Consider the following 15,968-nt stretch of genomic DNA (forward strand, 5'->3'; position numbering starts at 1 on the left):
AATCAGGACCAGCGACGGAAAATCAACGACGTGTTGACCCCGCCAAAAGCAAAGTTGTTGTTCATGACGTATTCGTGGCTCATTTGCCGGGGTTCGCCGCGCAGGTAATCCAGATCGCCGCATTGCGGATCGACCTCATCGAGGTTCAACGTGTGGATGTAGCGGTCGCGATTGAGCATCTCGATGCAGAACCACGATTCCAGTGCGCCGCAGGCGCCCAGGGTGTGGCCGAAAAAGCTTTTCTGCGAACTGATCGGCATGCGCGAGCCGAAGAGGCTGCTGGTGGCGAGGGTTTCAGCGATGTCGCCTTGCTCGGTTGCAGTGCCGTGGCCGTTGACGTAGCCAATGGCTTCGGGGGGCAAGTTGGCATCTTCCAGCGCCAGCTCCATCGCGCGGCGCATGGTTGCCTGCTCAGGCCGGGTACTGTGTGCCCCATCAGCGTTGCTGCCGAAGCCTACCAGTTCCGCGTGAATGTGCGCGCCACGGGCCAAAGCGTGTTCCAGCTCCTCAAGCACCAGCATGCCGCCGCCCTCGCCAATTACCAGACCGTCTCGTCCGGTGTCGTAAGGGCGCGGGCTGGTGTGGGGTGCATCGTTCTTCAGGCTGGTGGCATACAGCGCGTCGAAGACCATTGCTTCGGTAGGGCAGAGCTCTTCGGCCCCGCCAGCCAGCATCAATGGCAAACGCCCGAACTTGATCGCTTCATAGGCATAACCGATGCCCTGGCTGCCGCTGGTGCAGGCGCTGGACGTCGGGATCAAGCGGCCAGTCAGGCCAAAGAAGATACTGATATTCGCTGCCGTGGTGTGCGGCATCATCCGCACGTACGAGTTGGCGTTAAGCCCCACGGCCACCGAGTTGAGCAGCATGTTGCCGAAGGCTTTTACATCTTCGGTGCTGCCCGTGGATGAGCCGCACGCAGTGCCCATGCGTCCGTCACGGATGATCGGGTCGTTGAGCAAGCCTGCGCCGATCAAGGCCTGTTCGGATGCGCCCACCGCGAAACGGGAGACACGGCCCATGCTGCGCAGTTGCTTGCGAGTCCAGTGCGACGGCACGGCGAAATCATCGATAGGGCCAGCCAGGCGCGTATTCAGCTCGGTGAAGCGATCCCACTCGTCCATGCGCCGAATGCCACTGCGGTTGGCATTGAAGTTGGCTTCGATGCTCGCCCAGTCGCTGCCTAATGAAGTAATCCCGGCCATGCCGGTAACGACGACGCGCTTCATCAGCACAGGCCTCCGTTGACTGCCAGCACCTGGCGAGTGATATACGCGGCTTCGGCGGACATCAGGAAATTCACCGCGCCCGCGACCTCTTCAGGGGTGCCCATGCGCTGCGCGGGGATCATCTTCATCAATTCATCCACAGGAACATTTTCGTCGAGCATGGCGGTGTCGATCAGCCCAGGCGCGACGCAGTTAACGGTGATCTTGCGCTTGCCCAGCTCAATGGCCAGCGCCTTGGCGGCACCGATCACACCGGCCTTCGACGCGCTGTAGTTGACCTGCCCGCGATTGCCGATCAAACCGGAAACCGAAGTGATGCATACAATTCGGCCTGCCGCACGGCGACGTATCATCGGCATCATTACCGGGTGCAGCACGTTATAGAAGCCATCGAGGTTGGTTCTGAGCACCACGTCCCAATCATCGTCGCTGAGGGCCGGAAATGCGCCGTCCCGAGTCAAGCCTGCGTTGAGTACCACGCCGTAATACGCACCATGGGTTTCCACATCGGCTTCCAGAATGGCTTTGCTGGCTTCGCGGTCAGCCACATCGAATTGCAGGATGCGCGCCTGACGACCCAATGCGACGATTTCCGCCTGGACGGCTTCGGCTTCGCTGCGCCCGTTACGGCAATGCAGAATCAGGTCGAAACCCGCTTGCGCCAGACGCAGCGCAATAGCGCGGCCAATGCCACGGCTGGAGCCGGTGACCAGTATCGAGTCAGTCATGTGTGGGCTCCTTCGGCCAGGTATTGGTCAGGGTTGGGCGGGCAATACACACTGAGGCGGGCGAAAGCTTCAATGGCCGGGCCGGTAAGACGGCATTCAAAGACCCCCATGCCGCTGTCGTCCTGCAGAGAACGCAGCGCGTGAATGGTTAATTCGCTGCCAGCGGGAAAGTGGTCGACGTTGCATTCGAACTTGCGGCTGCCGAGCAGAAAACCGAGTACCACGGGTTGATCCTGAAGGCGCGCCTGACAGCCAGCGTAAGCGGCAACGCTCTGGGCCATCAATTCAATGCCAACCCAGGCAGGCATATTGCCGTTGGCGTCATTGAGCAGACCACCGGGCGTGACGGTCAGGCGAGTGTGAATCTGTTCTTCGTCGAACGACAGGACCTCATCGATGAGGATCATGTCGCCAGCATGGGGCAGCAGTTCGGCGAGCGGCCAGGCAATCATGAGGCGTCTCCGATAATCAGGCTGATGTTGTTGCCACCGAAGGCAAAGGAGTTGCTCATCAAGTAGCGCTGGGGCGTTTGCGCCAGGCGGGTGTGTGTATCAGTCCACTGCAAGGACGGCAGCGCCGGGTCGGGCTGGCCATCCCAGGCATGAGGGGGCAGCGCATGGTCGGTGTTTTCCGATGCCAGGCTCAGCCAGCAGAACGCGACTTCCAGCGCCCCGGCTGCGCCCAGCGTGTGGCCGGTCATGGGTTTGGTCGAGGAGCACGGCACGCCGTCAGGGAAAACGGCTTTCACTGCGAGGCTTTCCATCGCGTCGTTGTGCGGCGTCGCAGTGCCATGCAGGTTCAGGTAGCCGATCTGCGCAGCTGTCAGTCCGGCATTGTCCAACGCCTGTTGCATGGCCTCACGAGCACCGCGTCCGCTGGGTTCTGGCGCCGAAATATGGTGCGCGTCACAGGTTGCACCCGCGCCCAGCAAGGCAATCGAATGCTCGCCGCTGGCTTCGCGGGTCATCAGAAACAGTACGGCGGCTTCACCGATATTGATCCCGTCACGATTGCGCGAAAACGGATTGCAGCGCTGTGGCGAAACCGCCTCCAGCGAAGAAAAGCCGTTAAGCGTGAGCTTGCACAGCGTATCGACCCCGCCGCAAAGCACTGCGTCGCACAGGCCGATATCCAGTGCACGCCGGGCACTGAGCAGCGCGCGCGCGCTCGAAGTGCAGGCCGTGGAAATCACATAAGACGGGCCGCTCAGTTGCAACCATTCCGAGAGGAACGTTGCCGCCGCGCCGAGTTCTTGCTGCTGGTAGTGGTAATCGGCGGGAAATTGCTGGTCGCTTAACCAGGCTGCAATACCGCGCCCGGCTTCGTCTATGCCCGAAGTGCTGGTGCCGAGAATCACGCCGATGCGATGGCTGCCATAGCGTTGGATGGCCTGACGGATTTGCGGCTCGATTTGCAGTGCTGCCGCCAGTAACAGCCGGTTATTGCGGCTGTTGTGGGCTGCCAGAGAGTCAGGGATGGGCGGCAACTCTGTTTTCACGGCGCCTACCGGCAAGACTCGCTCTGGTACCCAGCCGCCTTCCTCGACCATGCCGGACGTGTCCGCGGCGAACAGCCGACGCGCGACCTCTTCACGACCACTGCCTAAAGAGCAGATCAGACCCAATGCATTCAGGTAAGCGCTCACTGCACGGCCTCGCTATTCAACGGGCTGATGCCATAGTTGATTCTGTCGTTTTTGCCGACCAGGACGATTAATCGAAAGGTGTCCGCGCTGCTGTATTCCACGCCCCAGCGCTCATCAAAAATGCGCTGCGTCCCCCGGCGCTGCGCCGTGGGGTAATTGCGATTCAACTCGCTGTCTGGTGTCAGGGCAAACAACAATGCAGCGAACAACTCTCGGGCCTCGGCGTTGGGCGGCAACAGACCGTCGGCCTGCCATTGACCCTCAATCAATTGCTGACGCGCTAGCGGAATACCCAGCGGGTCCATGAGTGACCAGCGCAGGCCGTTGGCTTCCTGCTGAATCACCAGCAACCAGTCTTGACGCTGATCGGCCTGCTGACGTTGCACGTGCAGTTGCATCGGCAAATGCAGATTGGGGACCGAGACAGGCAACGGTGCTCTGCTGGCGCAAGCGGTCAGCAGCAGGATTGAGGCGATCAGCAATGCGCGAATCATGTGTTATCACCCTCCAGAGGCTTGCGCGCCACCACGTTGACCAGCGTTTCTTCACGCTGGCCGACGGGGGCTGGCTTACGCAGTTTCAGACGTTCCAGCAAACCGAAATCGCTGGAGCGGCTCCACCAAAGATACGGGTAAGAAACGTTTTGTGCACCAAACTGAAAGCCTTGGTCGCGGAGCATTTGCAGGTACTGTTCGGCGCTCTTCTGCACGTGCATTGGGTGGCGGAACAGCCAGCGGATAACCCACGTATCGATATAGGCTTCGGTGGACTCGGCGAATAGCAGATAACCACCGGGCTTGAGTACCCGGTAGAACTCGGCGAGGGCTTGCTCCTGCTCCACCAGATGGTGAAAGGTCTGATGGCAGAAGAGAATATCGACACTGGCATCTGCCAGTTTCAGCGCGGCGCAGTCACTGCCGATCAATTCGACGTCAATGCCGTGAGCACGGGCTTCTGCACGGCTCATGGTCAGGCTGTCGGGGTCAGCGTCTACGCCCAGCAGGCGTGATGGCGCAAACACGTCGCACAGCCGCTTGAATGACTTGCCCTGACCACAACCCGCATCGAGCAGTACCGGCTGGCTCGGCGGTGCGCCGTCAAACAGGCTGCGCAGGTCGTCGATTGCCACCCGCAGCACGCGGTGTTGCCAGGTGTGGCTGCGCAGGAACCACAAGCCGAAACGGGTTTCTTCGACGTATTTGTCGCTCAGGAATGGCCCGCTCATTGAGGTGTGCTCGCGCAGATTTCAGACAGCATGCGCAGGCGGCGCTTGGGTTCCGCTACAAACGGATTGCGCTCGTCCCAAGCGTAGCCAGCGAGGATTGCACAGATCATGCGGCGGATATCCCGCGTGCTTTCCGGGTAGAAGATGACATCCTGGAACGTGCCCTCGTACCAGCCTTCGACATAGGCGCGGAAGGTGTCTACGCCGCGCTTGAGCGGCGTCGCGAATTCAGTTTGCCAGTCGACCGTTTCACCTTGCAGTTGGCGATGCAGAACGCCTGCCGCCATGCTTGCCGAACGCATGGCGATGGTCACGCCTGAGGAGAACACCGGGTCAAGGAACTCTGCGGCGTTGCCCAGCAGCGCAAAGCCCGGACCATGCAGGGTTTTGACGTTGGCCGAGTAACCGCCGATGGTTCGTGCGGGGGTATCCCACACGGCGTCCTTGAGCAGTGTTTTCAGGTGTGGAGTTTCGTCGACGAACTGACGCAGGCAGGCGTCCAGGTCCGCAGGGCGGTCCTTGAAGCGTTCCGAGGCAGCGACGACGCCCATGGAACACCGGCCATTGCTGAACGGGATCGACCAGAACCAGACGTCGCGCATTTCAGGATGGATGCTGACGAGGATCTTCTCGCGGTCAAAGGACGCCGGGAAATGGTCCTCGACGTGGGTGAAGACCGCTTGGCGTACCGGGAAATTCGACGGTGCTTCCAGGTCCAGCAAGCGCGGTAACACCCGACCGTAACCGCTGGCATCCAGCACGAATTGCGCCTGCACCTGGTACTCGCTGCCGTCTTCGCGGCGCACACTCAGCACCGGACGAGGACTGTCGAAATCACCTGCGATGATTTCTTCCTGATAGCGAATTTCCACACCCTGCAAGGCAGCCTGATCGGCCAGCAACTTGTCGAACTCGCCGCGTTGTACCTGAAAGGTCGATGGTTGCCCTTCGCTGAAGGTGTCGCCAAAGTCGAATGCGCTGTACTGATCACGCCACGCAAATGCAGCGCCGTTTTTCTTCTGGAAGCCAGCGGCTTTCACCGCATCGAGCATGCCGGCTTCTTCGACGAAGTCCAGGCAGTGCGAAAGCAGGCTTTCACCGATGGAAAAACGCGGGAACTGCTGGCGCTCGATGATCAGTACGTCATGGCCTTTGCGTTTGAGCAGCGCTGCGGCGATCGCACCGGAAGGGCCTGCGCCAATCACAACGACTGTACGACTTTCCCTATCAGTTATTGGCATACGACTTCCTTACTTGATCGACAGCGTTAACGGGTGGCAGAACCGGAGCGCGGCCCATGCCCAGCAGGGCAGGGATCAGCGTGGCGAGCAGGCTCATGAGCATCAGCGCGAAGTACAGCGTCGGGCTGATCAGTTGTTGTTGCAGGAGCATATTGAGAAAGACGATTTCGCTCAGGCCGCGAATATTCAGCAGCACGCTTTCGCGCCAGCGGCTGGCACCGGCGAAGGAGGGCGTTGCCCAGCTCAAGCCCAGCCAGTTGCCGAGCAGCTTGCTGGCAATCGGCAGGAAAATCAGCGCACCGAGCTGTACCCAGCCGAGGCTGCCCATGGCGCTGTGCACATTGATCTGCACGATGCCGAAGGTCAGGATCAGCGGGATGGCCAGCCAGGTTTGCAGGTGCATGAACCACGCGCGGTTGATCGGCAACACCCACGGTTGCTTGAGTCGCGCCATGCACAGCAGGTAACCAATACCGAAAATCAGCGCATTGAGCCGGTAATGCTCGGCCACTACCAGCAGGGCGAAAAACGTCACGCTGTAAATCATCGGCTGGCGCAGTCGCAGGGCGCGAAGCAATAAGGGCACGCACGCGCCGAGCAGCGGTATCAGCAGGCTATTGATGTTCAGGCTGCCTTGGGCGATGCCGAACAGGCTCCAGCACATCAGGTCAATAAGGATCGCGGTTTGCACCAGACGCCGGGTTGCTTCGGGCGGGTAATCAATATGACGCAGGTACAGGTACAACACCGGGATTGCGGTAATGGCGAACACCAGGCCAAGGGCCAGCGAGCTGATCCATGGTTGAGCCGGCAAAGACCACATCGCGCAGCACAACCCGGCCACGAATGGCACGGCAAAACTCGGCAAGGCGACCTTGAGGCTTTGGCGATCCATTTTCACGTCGATGACGTCGCTGAGGATATGCCCCAAAACGATGGCGAAACTCAGGCCGTACAGGGTTTTCAGCCACACCGGCGCAACCAGTTGCGCACCACTCAATTGCCAGTGGGGTTCAATCCAGAACAGCATGATCAGCGGCAAGCCGAAGGTGGCCAGCAGCAACTGACTGACGATCGGGATCAAGCCGAAATAGCGCCCCAGCCGAGTCGCTACGGCAAACATCAATAGAGCCATCAGCCAGAACAGCGCGGTCATCATCAGTGAGCCTCGCTTTCAGCGGCAGGTTGGCTGTGGCGACTGGCGGCCCACGGTGCAAGCATGAAGCTGAACGCCAGACCCAGGCTTACCGACAGACCAAAGTTGCTGATCGCTGGCGTACTGGACACAGCCAGCAAACCGAACGAGAGCCAGGTGGTGACGGCTGCCAGCAGAGTGCCGAGCAGGCTGACCGCTGCGCCGCCGATCTGTTCGCGCATCAGGATCGCGTAATCGACGCTGATCGCAGTCACCAGCAACAGACCGAACAGGCTAAACAGGGTCAGTGGCTGACCGAGCCAACCCAGGCTCGCCAGGCTGCACAGCGCCGCGAGCAAGGGCAGGGCGACGATGCGCAATGCACCGCCAAAGCCGAATGGCGCGATTAACAACAGCACGATCAGGACGCAGGACGCCAGTTTCAATTCAGCGGCGCTGATCTGGGTGGCTGCGAATACACCGTTGAGTTGCCCCAGACGATCCACCAGCCGCACACCCGGCAAGTCCTGGGCCTGCAAACGTAGCAGGGCGGCGCTGTTCAAACCCTGCAGGCTGACCATGCCTGCGACACCGTTTTTGCTGGCGCCCAGCCACAGCACCCGCCATGGCTCGCCCAGCGGACCAGCAAGTGCTGCGTCGATGTCAGTGACCGGTAACGCCTGCAATTGAGTCAGTTCAGCCTGCAGAGCACTGCCTGGAACACCGAGGTCAATCAGCGTTTGCCAGTGCTCGGGCAGCCTCCCCAGCGCGTCACGTACTGCAGCCTGGTCGGAGGGCGAAGCAATCAACTGGTTCAACGCTAGATAGCCGTTCAGCTCGTCCAGATTTACCAGTTGATCGAGGCGGTTTGTTAATGCCTTCTGACGCTCCAGCAGTTCTTGCTGATCCTTGCCTTCAACCAGAAAGAACTGGCTGGTGGGTTGATAACCCGTGATCCGCGCAATGGCCTGTGCTTCTTCGGTGAGCTGTGGCGGTGCCGATATCCATTGGCGGATGTCATTTTTGGTGTTCAGTTGCCAGAGCCCGGCGGCGCAGAACAGCATCAACAGAGCCAGCAGGATCGGCGTGCCGACCCGGCTCAGCAACGCTTCGCGCCAGCCGAGCAAACGTTCGGCCAGACTCAGTGGCCATTGAGCAGGCTGCAATTGGGTAGTGTTGAGCAGCGCGGGCAACAGGCAGACGGCGGTGAGATAAGCGCCAATCAGGCCAGCGGCAGAGAACACTGCGATTTGCGTGAGTGCCGGGAAGGGCGTCCAGGCGAGCGCAAGATAGCCGATGCAACTGGTCGCCAGACTCAGGCTCAGCCCTGGCAGGGTCAGACGCAAGGCAGGCCAGCTGCGCCAGGGTTTCAGGCTCCAGCTCTTGGACAGGTAATGCAGCGGGTAATCCACCGCCACGCCAATCAGGCTCGAACCCAGCACCAGAGTCATCACGTGCATGTGGCCAAAAAATGCGACGCAGGCCACGGCGCCGAATAGCATGCCGACCAGCACTGGCACGAACGCCAGCAACACACGCCAGCGTCGGAAAGCCAGCAGCAGCAACAGCAAAATACCCGCTGTAGCACCACCACCCACCCAGGTGATTTCACGGCTGGCCTGACGCTGACCGTCGGCTGCATACAGCAGACCGCTGGCTGCCAATAGTTGTCCGTTGGCCTGCGCCGCTTGTTGGCGTGATGCGCTGAGTAAGTCTGCTACCCGCAGCGGCAGTTGCATATCGAATGCATCGCCGTGGGTGCGTGCTCGCAGCAGCACCCAGCTCTTCCCGTCAGCGCTGGCAATCAACGCCCCGCTGCCGATGTCTGGGTGTACCGAGCCATGCTGCGGCATGCCGTTTTGTATGCGCCCGGTCAAGCCAAGCCAATCGTCCTGGCTGGGCACCAGACTGAAGCCGCTGAACGGGTCAAACAGGCTTTGCACGCGCTGTTGAATGAATGCCTCGGGATGTTCGATCAACTGTGTCCTGTCCGCTGTCGGCAGCATCGCCAGTCGGCCTTGCAGCAGTTGCGTGCGCAGCGCAGGCAGATCGGCCTGCAGGCTCCACTGGACCTTGTCGAACAGACCGCTGGCTTGCCATTGCTCGCCCAGTTGCCTGGCCAGGTTGATGGCTTGTTGTTGATCCGTGTGGCCGACCAATACCAGCATTTCGCGGTTCAGTGGTTCTTGCATGCGCTGTTCGGCGCGCTGTTCCAGCGCATCGGGGCTGCTGCCGGGGACCAGTTCCATGAGGTTGGCGGACAGCGGCGCTCCGTCACGCCACTGCCAGCCAGCGAGGGCCAGCACCGCCAGCAGGATGATCAGGAACAGGCGTGGCAACAGGCGTTCAATTCGCAAAATCAGCACGCTCCGCATCGCTCAGCGCAGGTACGCTCTGGCTATCGACCATCTTCAGTAACGTGCTGTCACCTTGGGTTTCCAGCAGCTCGATGCGCTGCACCAGTTCGCCACCCTCAATGTTGATCTGCTTGAACACCTGCTGCAGCAACAAGGAACGAGGGGTCAACGTCAGTTGCCAGGCGCTGGCGTCGCCTTTGAGCTGCAATTCGAAGTCGCGCTGCAGGCCACTGCTATCGCCCTGCAGGACGGCCAGAAACAATCGGTTCTGTTCAGCGCCCGCGCTTTTGTTCGGCAGTAATTGCCAGCCGTTGGCGGCGTCGCGTCGGGCTATGCCTGCCGCGCTGATTCGGTAGTCCTGCTTGAGGGGCGTATTCAGCAGCCACAACAGGCCAAATTCCTTGGCCAGTACAAAGCGGCCTTTGCTGATCAGCGGTGTGGGCAGGGCACGCAGGTGTTTTTCCTGGATGAAGTTGCCGCGTACCACGACCGGTTTTGCCAGTTGATCGCTGAGCTGTTGCAGGTCGAAGGCGTGGGCCAGTGGCGACAGGCAGAGCAGAGCCAGAAGGCAAACTCCCGAAATGCATTTCTGTAGGAGTGAGCTTGCTCGCGATAGCGGTGTAGCAGTCAACACATTCAGCGATTGGAAAAACCAATCGCGAGCAAGCTCACTCCTACAGAGGGACGCGTCTACCGTATTCATGGCAACACCCTCTCAACCGCATCGGTGAAGGCTTTCGGCGAAGCCAGCTGCATCTCGCGGGTTTTGATGTCTACCGCTACCTGGATCGAACTGGCACGGGTCATGCGCTCGCCGGTTTCGGCGTCGCTGATCAGGTAGTTGATCTTAAGGCGGTTCTCCCACTCAACAAGGCTGGCGCGCACGATCAGCCGTTGGCCAAAGACCGCGCCGCGCACGTAGCGCAACTGGATGTCGATCACTGGCCAGCCGTAGCCGGATTCGAGCATCTGCGTGTAGTTGTGGCCGATATGGTCCAGCAAGGTGCAGCGGGCGACTTCCAGGTACTTGATGTAATGGCCGTGCCACACGATGTTCATCGAGTCGACGTCGAAAAAGGGCACCAGGACTTCAGTGTCGACATCAATTACGCCTTTACTGCGCATGCAACCTCCAGTGGCGATCAGCGATACGTTGCAGGCATAAGCGCAGTTCGCCCTCCAGTGCACGGTCTTCAATCACGGGTGGGAAATCCACGGCCAGTTGCTCGTGCATGGCAGCCAGTGCTGGCGGCAGAGGGCGCGCATCGGCGGCTTTACTGCGCAGCCAGACACCCTGATTGGCGGCGATCAGCGTGGCGGCGGCAACCTGTTCGGTCAGCTCCAAAACGCGAATGGCGTCGCGGGCAGCGATGGTGCCCATGCTGACTTTGTCCTGGTTATGGCATTCGGTAGAGCGAGAAAACACGCTGGCTGGCATGGTGTTTTTCAGGGCTTCGGCGGTCCATGCGCTGGTACCGATCTGCACAGCCTTGAAGCCATGGTTGATCATCGCCCGGTCTGCTGGTGCGCCAGACAGATTGCTCGGCAAACCGTGGTTGTAACGTTCATCGACGAGGAGCGCGAGCTGGCGATCCAGCAGGTCGGCGACGTTGGCAACGAGGTTTTTCAGGCTGTCCATGGCGAAGGCGATATGCCCGCCATAGAAGTGGCCGCCGTGCAGTACGCGTTCGGCTTCGGCGTCAATAATCGGGTTGTCGTTGGCGCTGTTCAGTTCGATTTCGATGAACGAACGCAGCCAGTTCAGGCTGTCAGCCAGCACGCCCAACACGTGAGGGGCGCAGCGCAACGAGTAGCGATCCTGCAAACGGTGCAGCGGTGCAGTGGGGGCGTCGATGGCCAGGTCTTTGCGCAACCACGCTGCTACCTGCATCTGGCCCGGATGCGGTTTGGCGGCAAACAGTCGTTCGTCGAAGTGCTCCGGGTTGCCTTGCAGCGCAACTACGTTCATCGCGGTGATGCGCGTCGCCAGTTGCAGCAGGTAATCAGCGCGAGCGAAGGCCAGGCACGCCAGGCCAGTCATCACTGCGGTACCGTTCATCAGCGCCAGGGCTTCCTTGGGGCGCAGTACCAGCGGGTCCCAACCCAGTTCGCGATGCACATCGCTGGACAGACGGCGTTCGCCGCGGAACATCACTTCGCGCTCGCCGGACAAGGTCGCTGCGACGTAGGACAGCGGCGTAAGATCGCCACTGGCGCCCACCGAGCCTTCTTCAGGGATCAGCGGCAATACGTCTTGATCAAGAAACGCCTGCAGCCGCTCCAGCAGTTCAATACGCACCCCGGAAACGCCGTGGCACAGCGACTGCAGGCGCGCAGCCAATACTGCGCGCGTGGCTTGGGCGTCGAGCAGTTTGCCGAGTCCGCAACCGTGGAAGGTGTAGAGGTGACGCGGTAAGGCTTCCACATGCTGCAGCGGCACAGCCACCACGCAGGAATCACCGTAGCCGGTTGTCACTCCGTAGATCACGCCTTCCTTGTCCAGCAACGAGTCTAGGAACTGCGCGCCTTTGGCGATGCGTTGACGGTAGGCGCTGTCGTTTTGCAGGGCCGTAGGCACTTGGCGGTTGGCCAGGGCCAGTACGTCTTCGATCTGCAATGCGCGCTCGCCGAAGGTAACCGGCTCAGGAACTTGATTCGTCATCGGACTTCCAGAAAGGGTAGAAATTGAACCACTGTTGCGGAGCTTGCAGGCAGTAGTGGCCGAGGCGGTCGGCATAACGCTGGGCGTGTTCTGCAATCACTTGCTGCCGGTCACTGCGCCGCCATTCGATGGCGTCGGCAAACGGCTCCAGCGTCACTTGATAACCGCTGGGACGCTTGAGACAGAAAATCAGGTTGATGGGGCATTTCAACAGCCCGGCCAGCAGCCAGGGACCTTGCGGGAAAGCAGCCTTGGCACCTAGAAAGTCGACCCGCGCATTGCGTCCGCCGTGCAGCGCCACGCGGTCACCGGCGATGGCCAGCCATTCCCCGTCATCCAGGCGCTGGCTCAGTTGCAGCATCACCGAAGGGTCCAGTTCGCTGACTTGAATCAGGCGCAGATTGGTCGCACCTGCCTCGCCCAGCAGCCGGTTAAAGCGCTCGGCGTGTTTGGTATGGACCAGCACGTTCATGGTGACTTTTTCGCCCAGCTCGGCGAGTGCACGGCACACTTCGAGATTGCCCAGATGCGCACCCACCAGCATCTGACCGCGCTCACCACGTAGCTGAGTGCGCAGCAACGCGGGGTCAACGATTTCGATCTGTTCCAGGCGCAGCTTGCCATTCCAGACGTCGAGCTTGTCCAGCAGCGAGTCGGCAAACGCCATGAACTGGCCGAACACGCTTTTATGCGTTGGCATCAGCTCTGGCCGGTTGCTCCATTGGGCTAGTCGCTGCTGATATTCCCAGGCGCTTTTGCGCGCCTGGCGACCGAACAGAAAAAAGTACAGCACGATGCCGTGCAGCACCGGGCTCAGCACCCGACGACCCAGATGACGTACACCCCAGGCGGTGAGTTTCATCAGCAGGAAACTGCCGCGCTCTTCGTGCCTGGCCCAGTGCTTATCGCTCATCGCTGCGTCCCCCTGTAGGAGCTGCCGAAGGCTGCGAAGCGTTCATTGCGATACACCGCTATCGCAGCCTTCGGCAGCTCCTACAGATCCAGTGTTTGTCGCGAGACAGAGCGGGGCCATGGACGCCGGGGCAGCTCCTGCCGGATTTCTTGCAAACACACCGCTCATGGCAACCACCGCCGCCAGAGAATCAACGGGAAACGCCCCAGCATGCCGAAGAACAGCTTGGTGTGCATTTTCGAGATCAGTGCGTTGTCGTGGAACAGCCGGAAGTGCGACAGGCCGTCCTGCGGGTAATGCACCTTGGTCGGCAGCCACACCATCGGCTGATTGAGCCACGAAAGGCGGACGAGGATTTCCGAGTCGAAGTCCATGCGTTTACCCACCTGCACGGTATTGATCAGATCCAGGACGGGCGTCAGCGGGTAAACCCGGAAGCCGCACATCGAATCCTTGATCTGCAGGGACAGACTGTTGACCCACACCCAGAAGTGCGTGAGGTAACGCGCATACAAACGGCCTTTAGGCACGCTTGCATCGTACTGCGGGTAACCACAGATCAGTGCGTTGGGCTGCTGGCGGGAGGCTTCGAGAAAAAGCGCCAGATCAGCCAGGTCGTGTTGGCCATCAGCATCCACTTGCAGCGCATGGCTGAAGCCCAGGCGCTGGGCTTCGCGGAAACCCGCCATGACCGCGCCGCCCTTGCCCTGATTGACCGGCAGGGTGACGAGATAAACCTGTTCGGTTTGCGCCAGTTCGCGCAGTACCGCGGCACAAGACGGACTGCTGGCGTCGTCCACCAGAATACACGGCAAACCAGCGGCGAGCACTGCATCAACTACTGCGGGCACCGCCAGTTCATGGTCGAACACCGGGATAATTGCGCAGGGGTTATGCATGCGTAGTTACCTGTTCCCGGGTTGTCGAATGCGCTGGGGATTCTGTGGGAGCGCTCGGGTTTAAATCAAACTTATGACAGGGAATGAGTTTCCTGTAGGAGCTGACGAGCACCGCGAGGCTGCGATAAGGGTGTGTCAGGCAAGCCGCTATCGCAGCCTCGCGGTGCTCCTCAGCTCCTACAGAGTTGATGTTTGTCGCGTGACAGTGCAGCGGCAGGAAAGCGTCCGTGGTCGCTTTTAAATCAAACATCCGCCACCTCCAGCAATATCCGGCCGCTGGAACATGGCGCGTCGCTGTTGCGGAAGGCGAAGTACAGCTTGCCGCGTTCGGCGTCGAAGCGCAGGCTCAGGCTGATCTGGTCGCCAGGGCGAACCAGTTGCTGGAACTTGAGCACTTCCATGCCGGCAAACTTTGGCGGCAGATTAAGCAAACGCTGACCCAGCGCCATTGCCCAGTTCACTTGAACCACGCCCGGCAGCACCGGCACTGTCGGGAAATGTCCGCTGAAGTAAGCCAGGTCCGGCGGTACGCCCAGTTGCAGATGCCACTCGCCATCAACGTTGCGCTGCTCAAGCACTTCCGGATCTTGTCCGCGAGGCGCCATCAACAGCGCCTGAATTTCAGCCTGAGGCAATTTGCCCTGTGCGTTCAGGGGTAACTGGCGCAGCATGCGCCAGCGGCGAGGCAGGGCGATGGCTTCGCAATGTCCGCTTAAATGCTGGCGCAGGGTTTGTGTCAGATGGCGCCGCCCTTGATTGCGGAAGGCGTGCAAACCGCTGGCGCTGAGCACCAACAGAGCCCCAAGCGAGGCACGATTTTCCTGGACCACGGCTAGGCGCGCTTCAGCGACCCATTCATGACTGATCAGCGCTTGTTCCAGCAGCGGCAGGGAAATGCGCTTTTCTTCAAGCTTGACGATACGATCCAGCCGCCCGAGCAATTCAAAGCGGCCATTGTCGGCCATGCGAACGGCGTCTGCAGTTTGTTCGATGTGGCCAGCAGGCATGTAGGTCGAACTGATGCGCAAGGCTCCCTCTGCATCCTGACCTAATTCAACACCGGCGAAGGCTTGCCACAGGCTCTCGCCCTGGCGCCACGCAATCCCACCTGTTTCCGAGCTGCCAAGGATTTCAGTTGGCCACTGGCCCAGACGCTGGTGAAGGCTGACGGCTGCCTCTGTTGGCAGTGCGCCACCGGAGGAGAACACCCGGCGAACTTTGCCCAGACCTGGCCAGTCGAGGTTGTCGCCCATGCGTTTGAGCAGCGCGGGGCTTGCAACCCACGCAAAGTGCGGGAATTCGCGGCTGGCGCGTTGCAGGTCTTCGGGGAACGGCAGTTGTTTGCGCACGAAGCAACGGCCCGCGCTCAAGGGCCACAGCACGCGGAACAGTAGACCGTAGATGTGTTGAGTCGCGACGCTGCCAATGATGCATGCCGCGCCAAGGTCGGCGCCCCACAGTTGTTCCAGTGCGTCGATCTCGTTGGCCAGTTGGCGCAGGCGCTTTTCGATCAGCTTGGGTTCACCGCTTGAGCCGGATGTGCACAGGCTGAGGCGACACTCATCAAGGTCCAGCAGCGCAGGTTGCAGTGGCTCGGCATGCAACTCATGCAGTTTGCTGTCAGCGGGTTGGTCGGTCAGCCAGGCATCAACATGCCCAGACCAGCGTTCACGCGTCTGCGCCTGCAAGTCGGCGGGCAGCAGTACGCTGATACCGGCTCGCCAGGCCGCAAACAGGGCAATCGCCAGTTCGCCTGCATCTTCAAGATGCACCGCCAGGCGCTTGATGCCTTTGGCCTGCAAGCCCGCTGCGACGCTCAACGCCTGCTCGCAGAATTGGGCATGGTTCAGCGTCGGGGCCTGCGTCAGCTCGCGGGCCAATCGCGGGTCTAGCAACACACGTTCGGGTTTTATCCAGTCAACAACCATCCGGTT

At 60.5% G+C, this 15,968-nt stretch carries 15 protein-coding genes; all 15 read right to left on the bottom strand.

Annotation, left to right across the window (positions count from 1 at the left end; genetic code table 11):
• Positions 1-2: 2 nt before the first annotated feature.
• Positions 3-1,229: a beta-ketoacyl-ACP synthase gene (locus tag AUC61_RS02265; protein ID WP_122664168.1), complete on the bottom strand. Its 1,227-nt coding sequence runs from the start codon at positions 1,227-1,229 to the stop codon at positions 3-5.
• Positions 1,229-1,957: a 3-oxoacyl-ACP reductase FabG gene (gene fabG / locus AUC61_RS02270; protein ID WP_243244263.1), complete on the bottom strand. Its 729-nt coding sequence runs from the start codon at positions 1,955-1,957 to the stop codon at positions 1,229-1,231. The genes AUC61_RS02265 and fabG overlap by 1 nt, the downstream gene beginning before the upstream one ends.
• Complete coding sequence (locus tag AUC61_RS02275; protein ID WP_243244264.1) at positions 1,954-2,409, bottom strand: hotdog family protein; 456 nt, start codon at positions 2,407-2,409, stop codon at positions 1,954-1,956. The genes fabG and AUC61_RS02275 overlap by 4 nt, the downstream gene beginning before the upstream one ends.
• On the bottom strand, positions 2,406-3,602 hold the full coding sequence (locus tag AUC61_RS02280) for a beta-ketoacyl-[acyl-carrier-protein] synthase family protein (protein ID WP_243244265.1): 1,197 nt from the start codon (positions 3,600-3,602) through the stop codon (positions 2,406-2,408). Before AUC61_RS02280 ends, AUC61_RS02275 begins: the two co-directional genes overlap by 4 nt.
• Complete coding sequence (locus AUC61_RS02285; RefSeq protein ID WP_243244266.1) at positions 3,599-4,096, bottom strand: DUF3261 domain-containing protein; 498 nt, start codon at positions 4,094-4,096, stop codon at positions 3,599-3,601. The genes AUC61_RS02280 and AUC61_RS02285 overlap by 4 nt, the downstream gene beginning before the upstream one ends.
• A complete protein-coding gene (locus AUC61_RS02290; protein WP_243244267.1) occupies positions 4,093-4,827 on the bottom strand; it encodes a class I SAM-dependent methyltransferase in 735 nt (244 codons plus the stop codon). Before AUC61_RS02290 ends, AUC61_RS02285 begins: the two co-directional genes overlap by 4 nt.
• Positions 4,824-6,068: an NAD(P)/FAD-dependent oxidoreductase gene (locus AUC61_RS02295; protein WP_243244268.1), complete on the bottom strand. Its 1,245-nt coding sequence runs from the start codon at positions 6,066-6,068 to the stop codon at positions 4,824-4,826. The genes AUC61_RS02290 and AUC61_RS02295 overlap by 4 nt, the downstream gene beginning before the upstream one ends.
• Entirely contained in the window at positions 6,055-7,227 is a 1,173-nt protein-coding gene (locus tag AUC61_RS02300; protein WP_243244269.1) for a cation:proton antiporter, read from the bottom strand. Before AUC61_RS02300 ends, AUC61_RS02295 begins: the two co-directional genes overlap by 14 nt.
• Positions 7,227-9,560, bottom strand: a complete 2,334-nt coding sequence (locus AUC61_RS02305; RefSeq protein WP_243244347.1) for an MMPL family transporter — start codon at positions 9,558-9,560, stop codon at positions 7,227-7,229. The genes AUC61_RS02300 and AUC61_RS02305 overlap by 1 nt, the downstream gene beginning before the upstream one ends.
• Entirely contained in the window at positions 9,550-10,263 is a 714-nt protein-coding gene (locus AUC61_RS02310; RefSeq protein WP_243244270.1) for an outer membrane lipoprotein carrier protein LolA, read from the bottom strand. Before AUC61_RS02310 ends, AUC61_RS02305 begins: the two co-directional genes overlap by 11 nt.
• The gene (locus tag AUC61_RS02315; RefSeq protein ID WP_243244271.1) at positions 10,260-10,685 is read right to left on the bottom strand and encodes an acyl-CoA thioesterase; all 426 of its coding nucleotides are present in this window, start codon (positions 10,683-10,685) and stop codon (positions 10,260-10,262) included. Before AUC61_RS02315 ends, AUC61_RS02310 begins: the two co-directional genes overlap by 4 nt.
• Positions 10,675-12,222, bottom strand: a complete 1,548-nt coding sequence (locus AUC61_RS02320) for an HAL/PAL/TAL family ammonia-lyase (protein ID WP_243244272.1) — start codon at positions 12,220-12,222, stop codon at positions 10,675-10,677. The genes AUC61_RS02315 and AUC61_RS02320 overlap by 11 nt, the downstream gene beginning before the upstream one ends.
• Entirely contained in the window at positions 12,203-13,135 is a 933-nt protein-coding gene (locus AUC61_RS02325; RefSeq protein ID WP_243244273.1) for an LpxL/LpxP family acyltransferase, read from the bottom strand. Before AUC61_RS02325 ends, AUC61_RS02320 begins: the two co-directional genes overlap by 20 nt.
• A 164-nt stretch (positions 13,136-13,299) precedes the next feature.
• On the bottom strand, positions 13,300-14,034 hold the full coding sequence (locus tag AUC61_RS02330) for a glycosyltransferase family 2 protein (protein ID WP_243244274.1): 735 nt from the start codon (positions 14,032-14,034) through the stop codon (positions 13,300-13,302).
• 242 nt (positions 14,035-14,276) lie between these two features.
• Entirely contained in the window at positions 14,277-15,962 is a 1,686-nt protein-coding gene (locus AUC61_RS02335) for an ApeI family dehydratase (RefSeq protein WP_422764893.1), read from the bottom strand.
• Between the last annotated feature and the right edge of the window lie 6 nt (positions 15,963-15,968).

This window comes from Pseudomonas maioricensis (assembly GCF_022790535.1).
GTDB classification, from domain to species: domain Bacteria; phylum Pseudomonadota; class Gammaproteobacteria; order Pseudomonadales; family Pseudomonadaceae; genus Aquipseudomonas; species Aquipseudomonas maioricensis.

Coding starts and splice junctions, on each gene's coding strand:
- AUC61_RS02275 (WP_243244264.1), bottom strand. CDS start 2,409: ATGATTGCCTGGCCGCTCGCCGAACTGCTGCCCCATGCTGGCGACATG.
- AUC61_RS02335 (WP_422764893.1), bottom strand. CDS start 15,962: ATGGTTGTTGACTGGATAAAACCCGAACGTGTGTTGCTAGACCCGCGA.
- AUC61_RS02320 (WP_243244272.1), bottom strand. CDS start 12,222: ATGACGAATCAAGTTCCTGAGCCGGTTACCTTCGGCGAGCGCGCATTG.
- fabG (WP_243244263.1), bottom strand. CDS start 1,957: ATGACTGACTCGATACTGGTCACCGGCTCCAGCCGTGGCATTGGCCGC.
- AUC61_RS02330 (WP_243244274.1), bottom strand. CDS start 14,034: ATGCATAACCCCTGCGCAATTATCCCGGTGTTCGACCATGAACTGGCG.
- AUC61_RS02285 (WP_243244266.1), bottom strand. CDS start 4,096: ATGATTCGCGCATTGCTGATCGCCTCAATCCTGCTGCTGACCGCTTGC.
- AUC61_RS02295 (WP_243244268.1), bottom strand. CDS start 6,068: ATGCCAATAACTGATAGGGAAAGTCGTACAGTCGTTGTGATTGGCGCA.
- AUC61_RS02300 (WP_243244269.1), bottom strand. CDS start 7,227: ATGATGACCGCGCTGTTCTGGCTGATGGCTCTATTGATGTTTGCCGTA.
- AUC61_RS02290 (WP_243244267.1), bottom strand. CDS start 4,827: ATGAGCGGGCCATTCCTGAGCGACAAATACGTCGAAGAAACCCGTTTC.
- AUC61_RS02265 (WP_122664168.1), bottom strand. CDS start 1,229: ATGAAGCGCGTCGTCGTTACCGGCATGGCCGGGATTACTTCATTAGGC.
- AUC61_RS02315 (WP_243244271.1), bottom strand. CDS start 10,685: ATGCGCAGTAAAGGCGTAATTGATGTCGACACTGAAGTCCTGGTGCCC.
- AUC61_RS02310 (WP_243244270.1), bottom strand. CDS start 10,263: ATGAATACGGTAGACGCGTCCCTCTGTAGGAGTGAGCTTGCTCGCGAT.
- AUC61_RS02325 (WP_243244273.1), bottom strand. CDS start 13,135: ATGAGCGATAAGCACTGGGCCAGGCACGAAGAGCGCGGCAGTTTCCTG.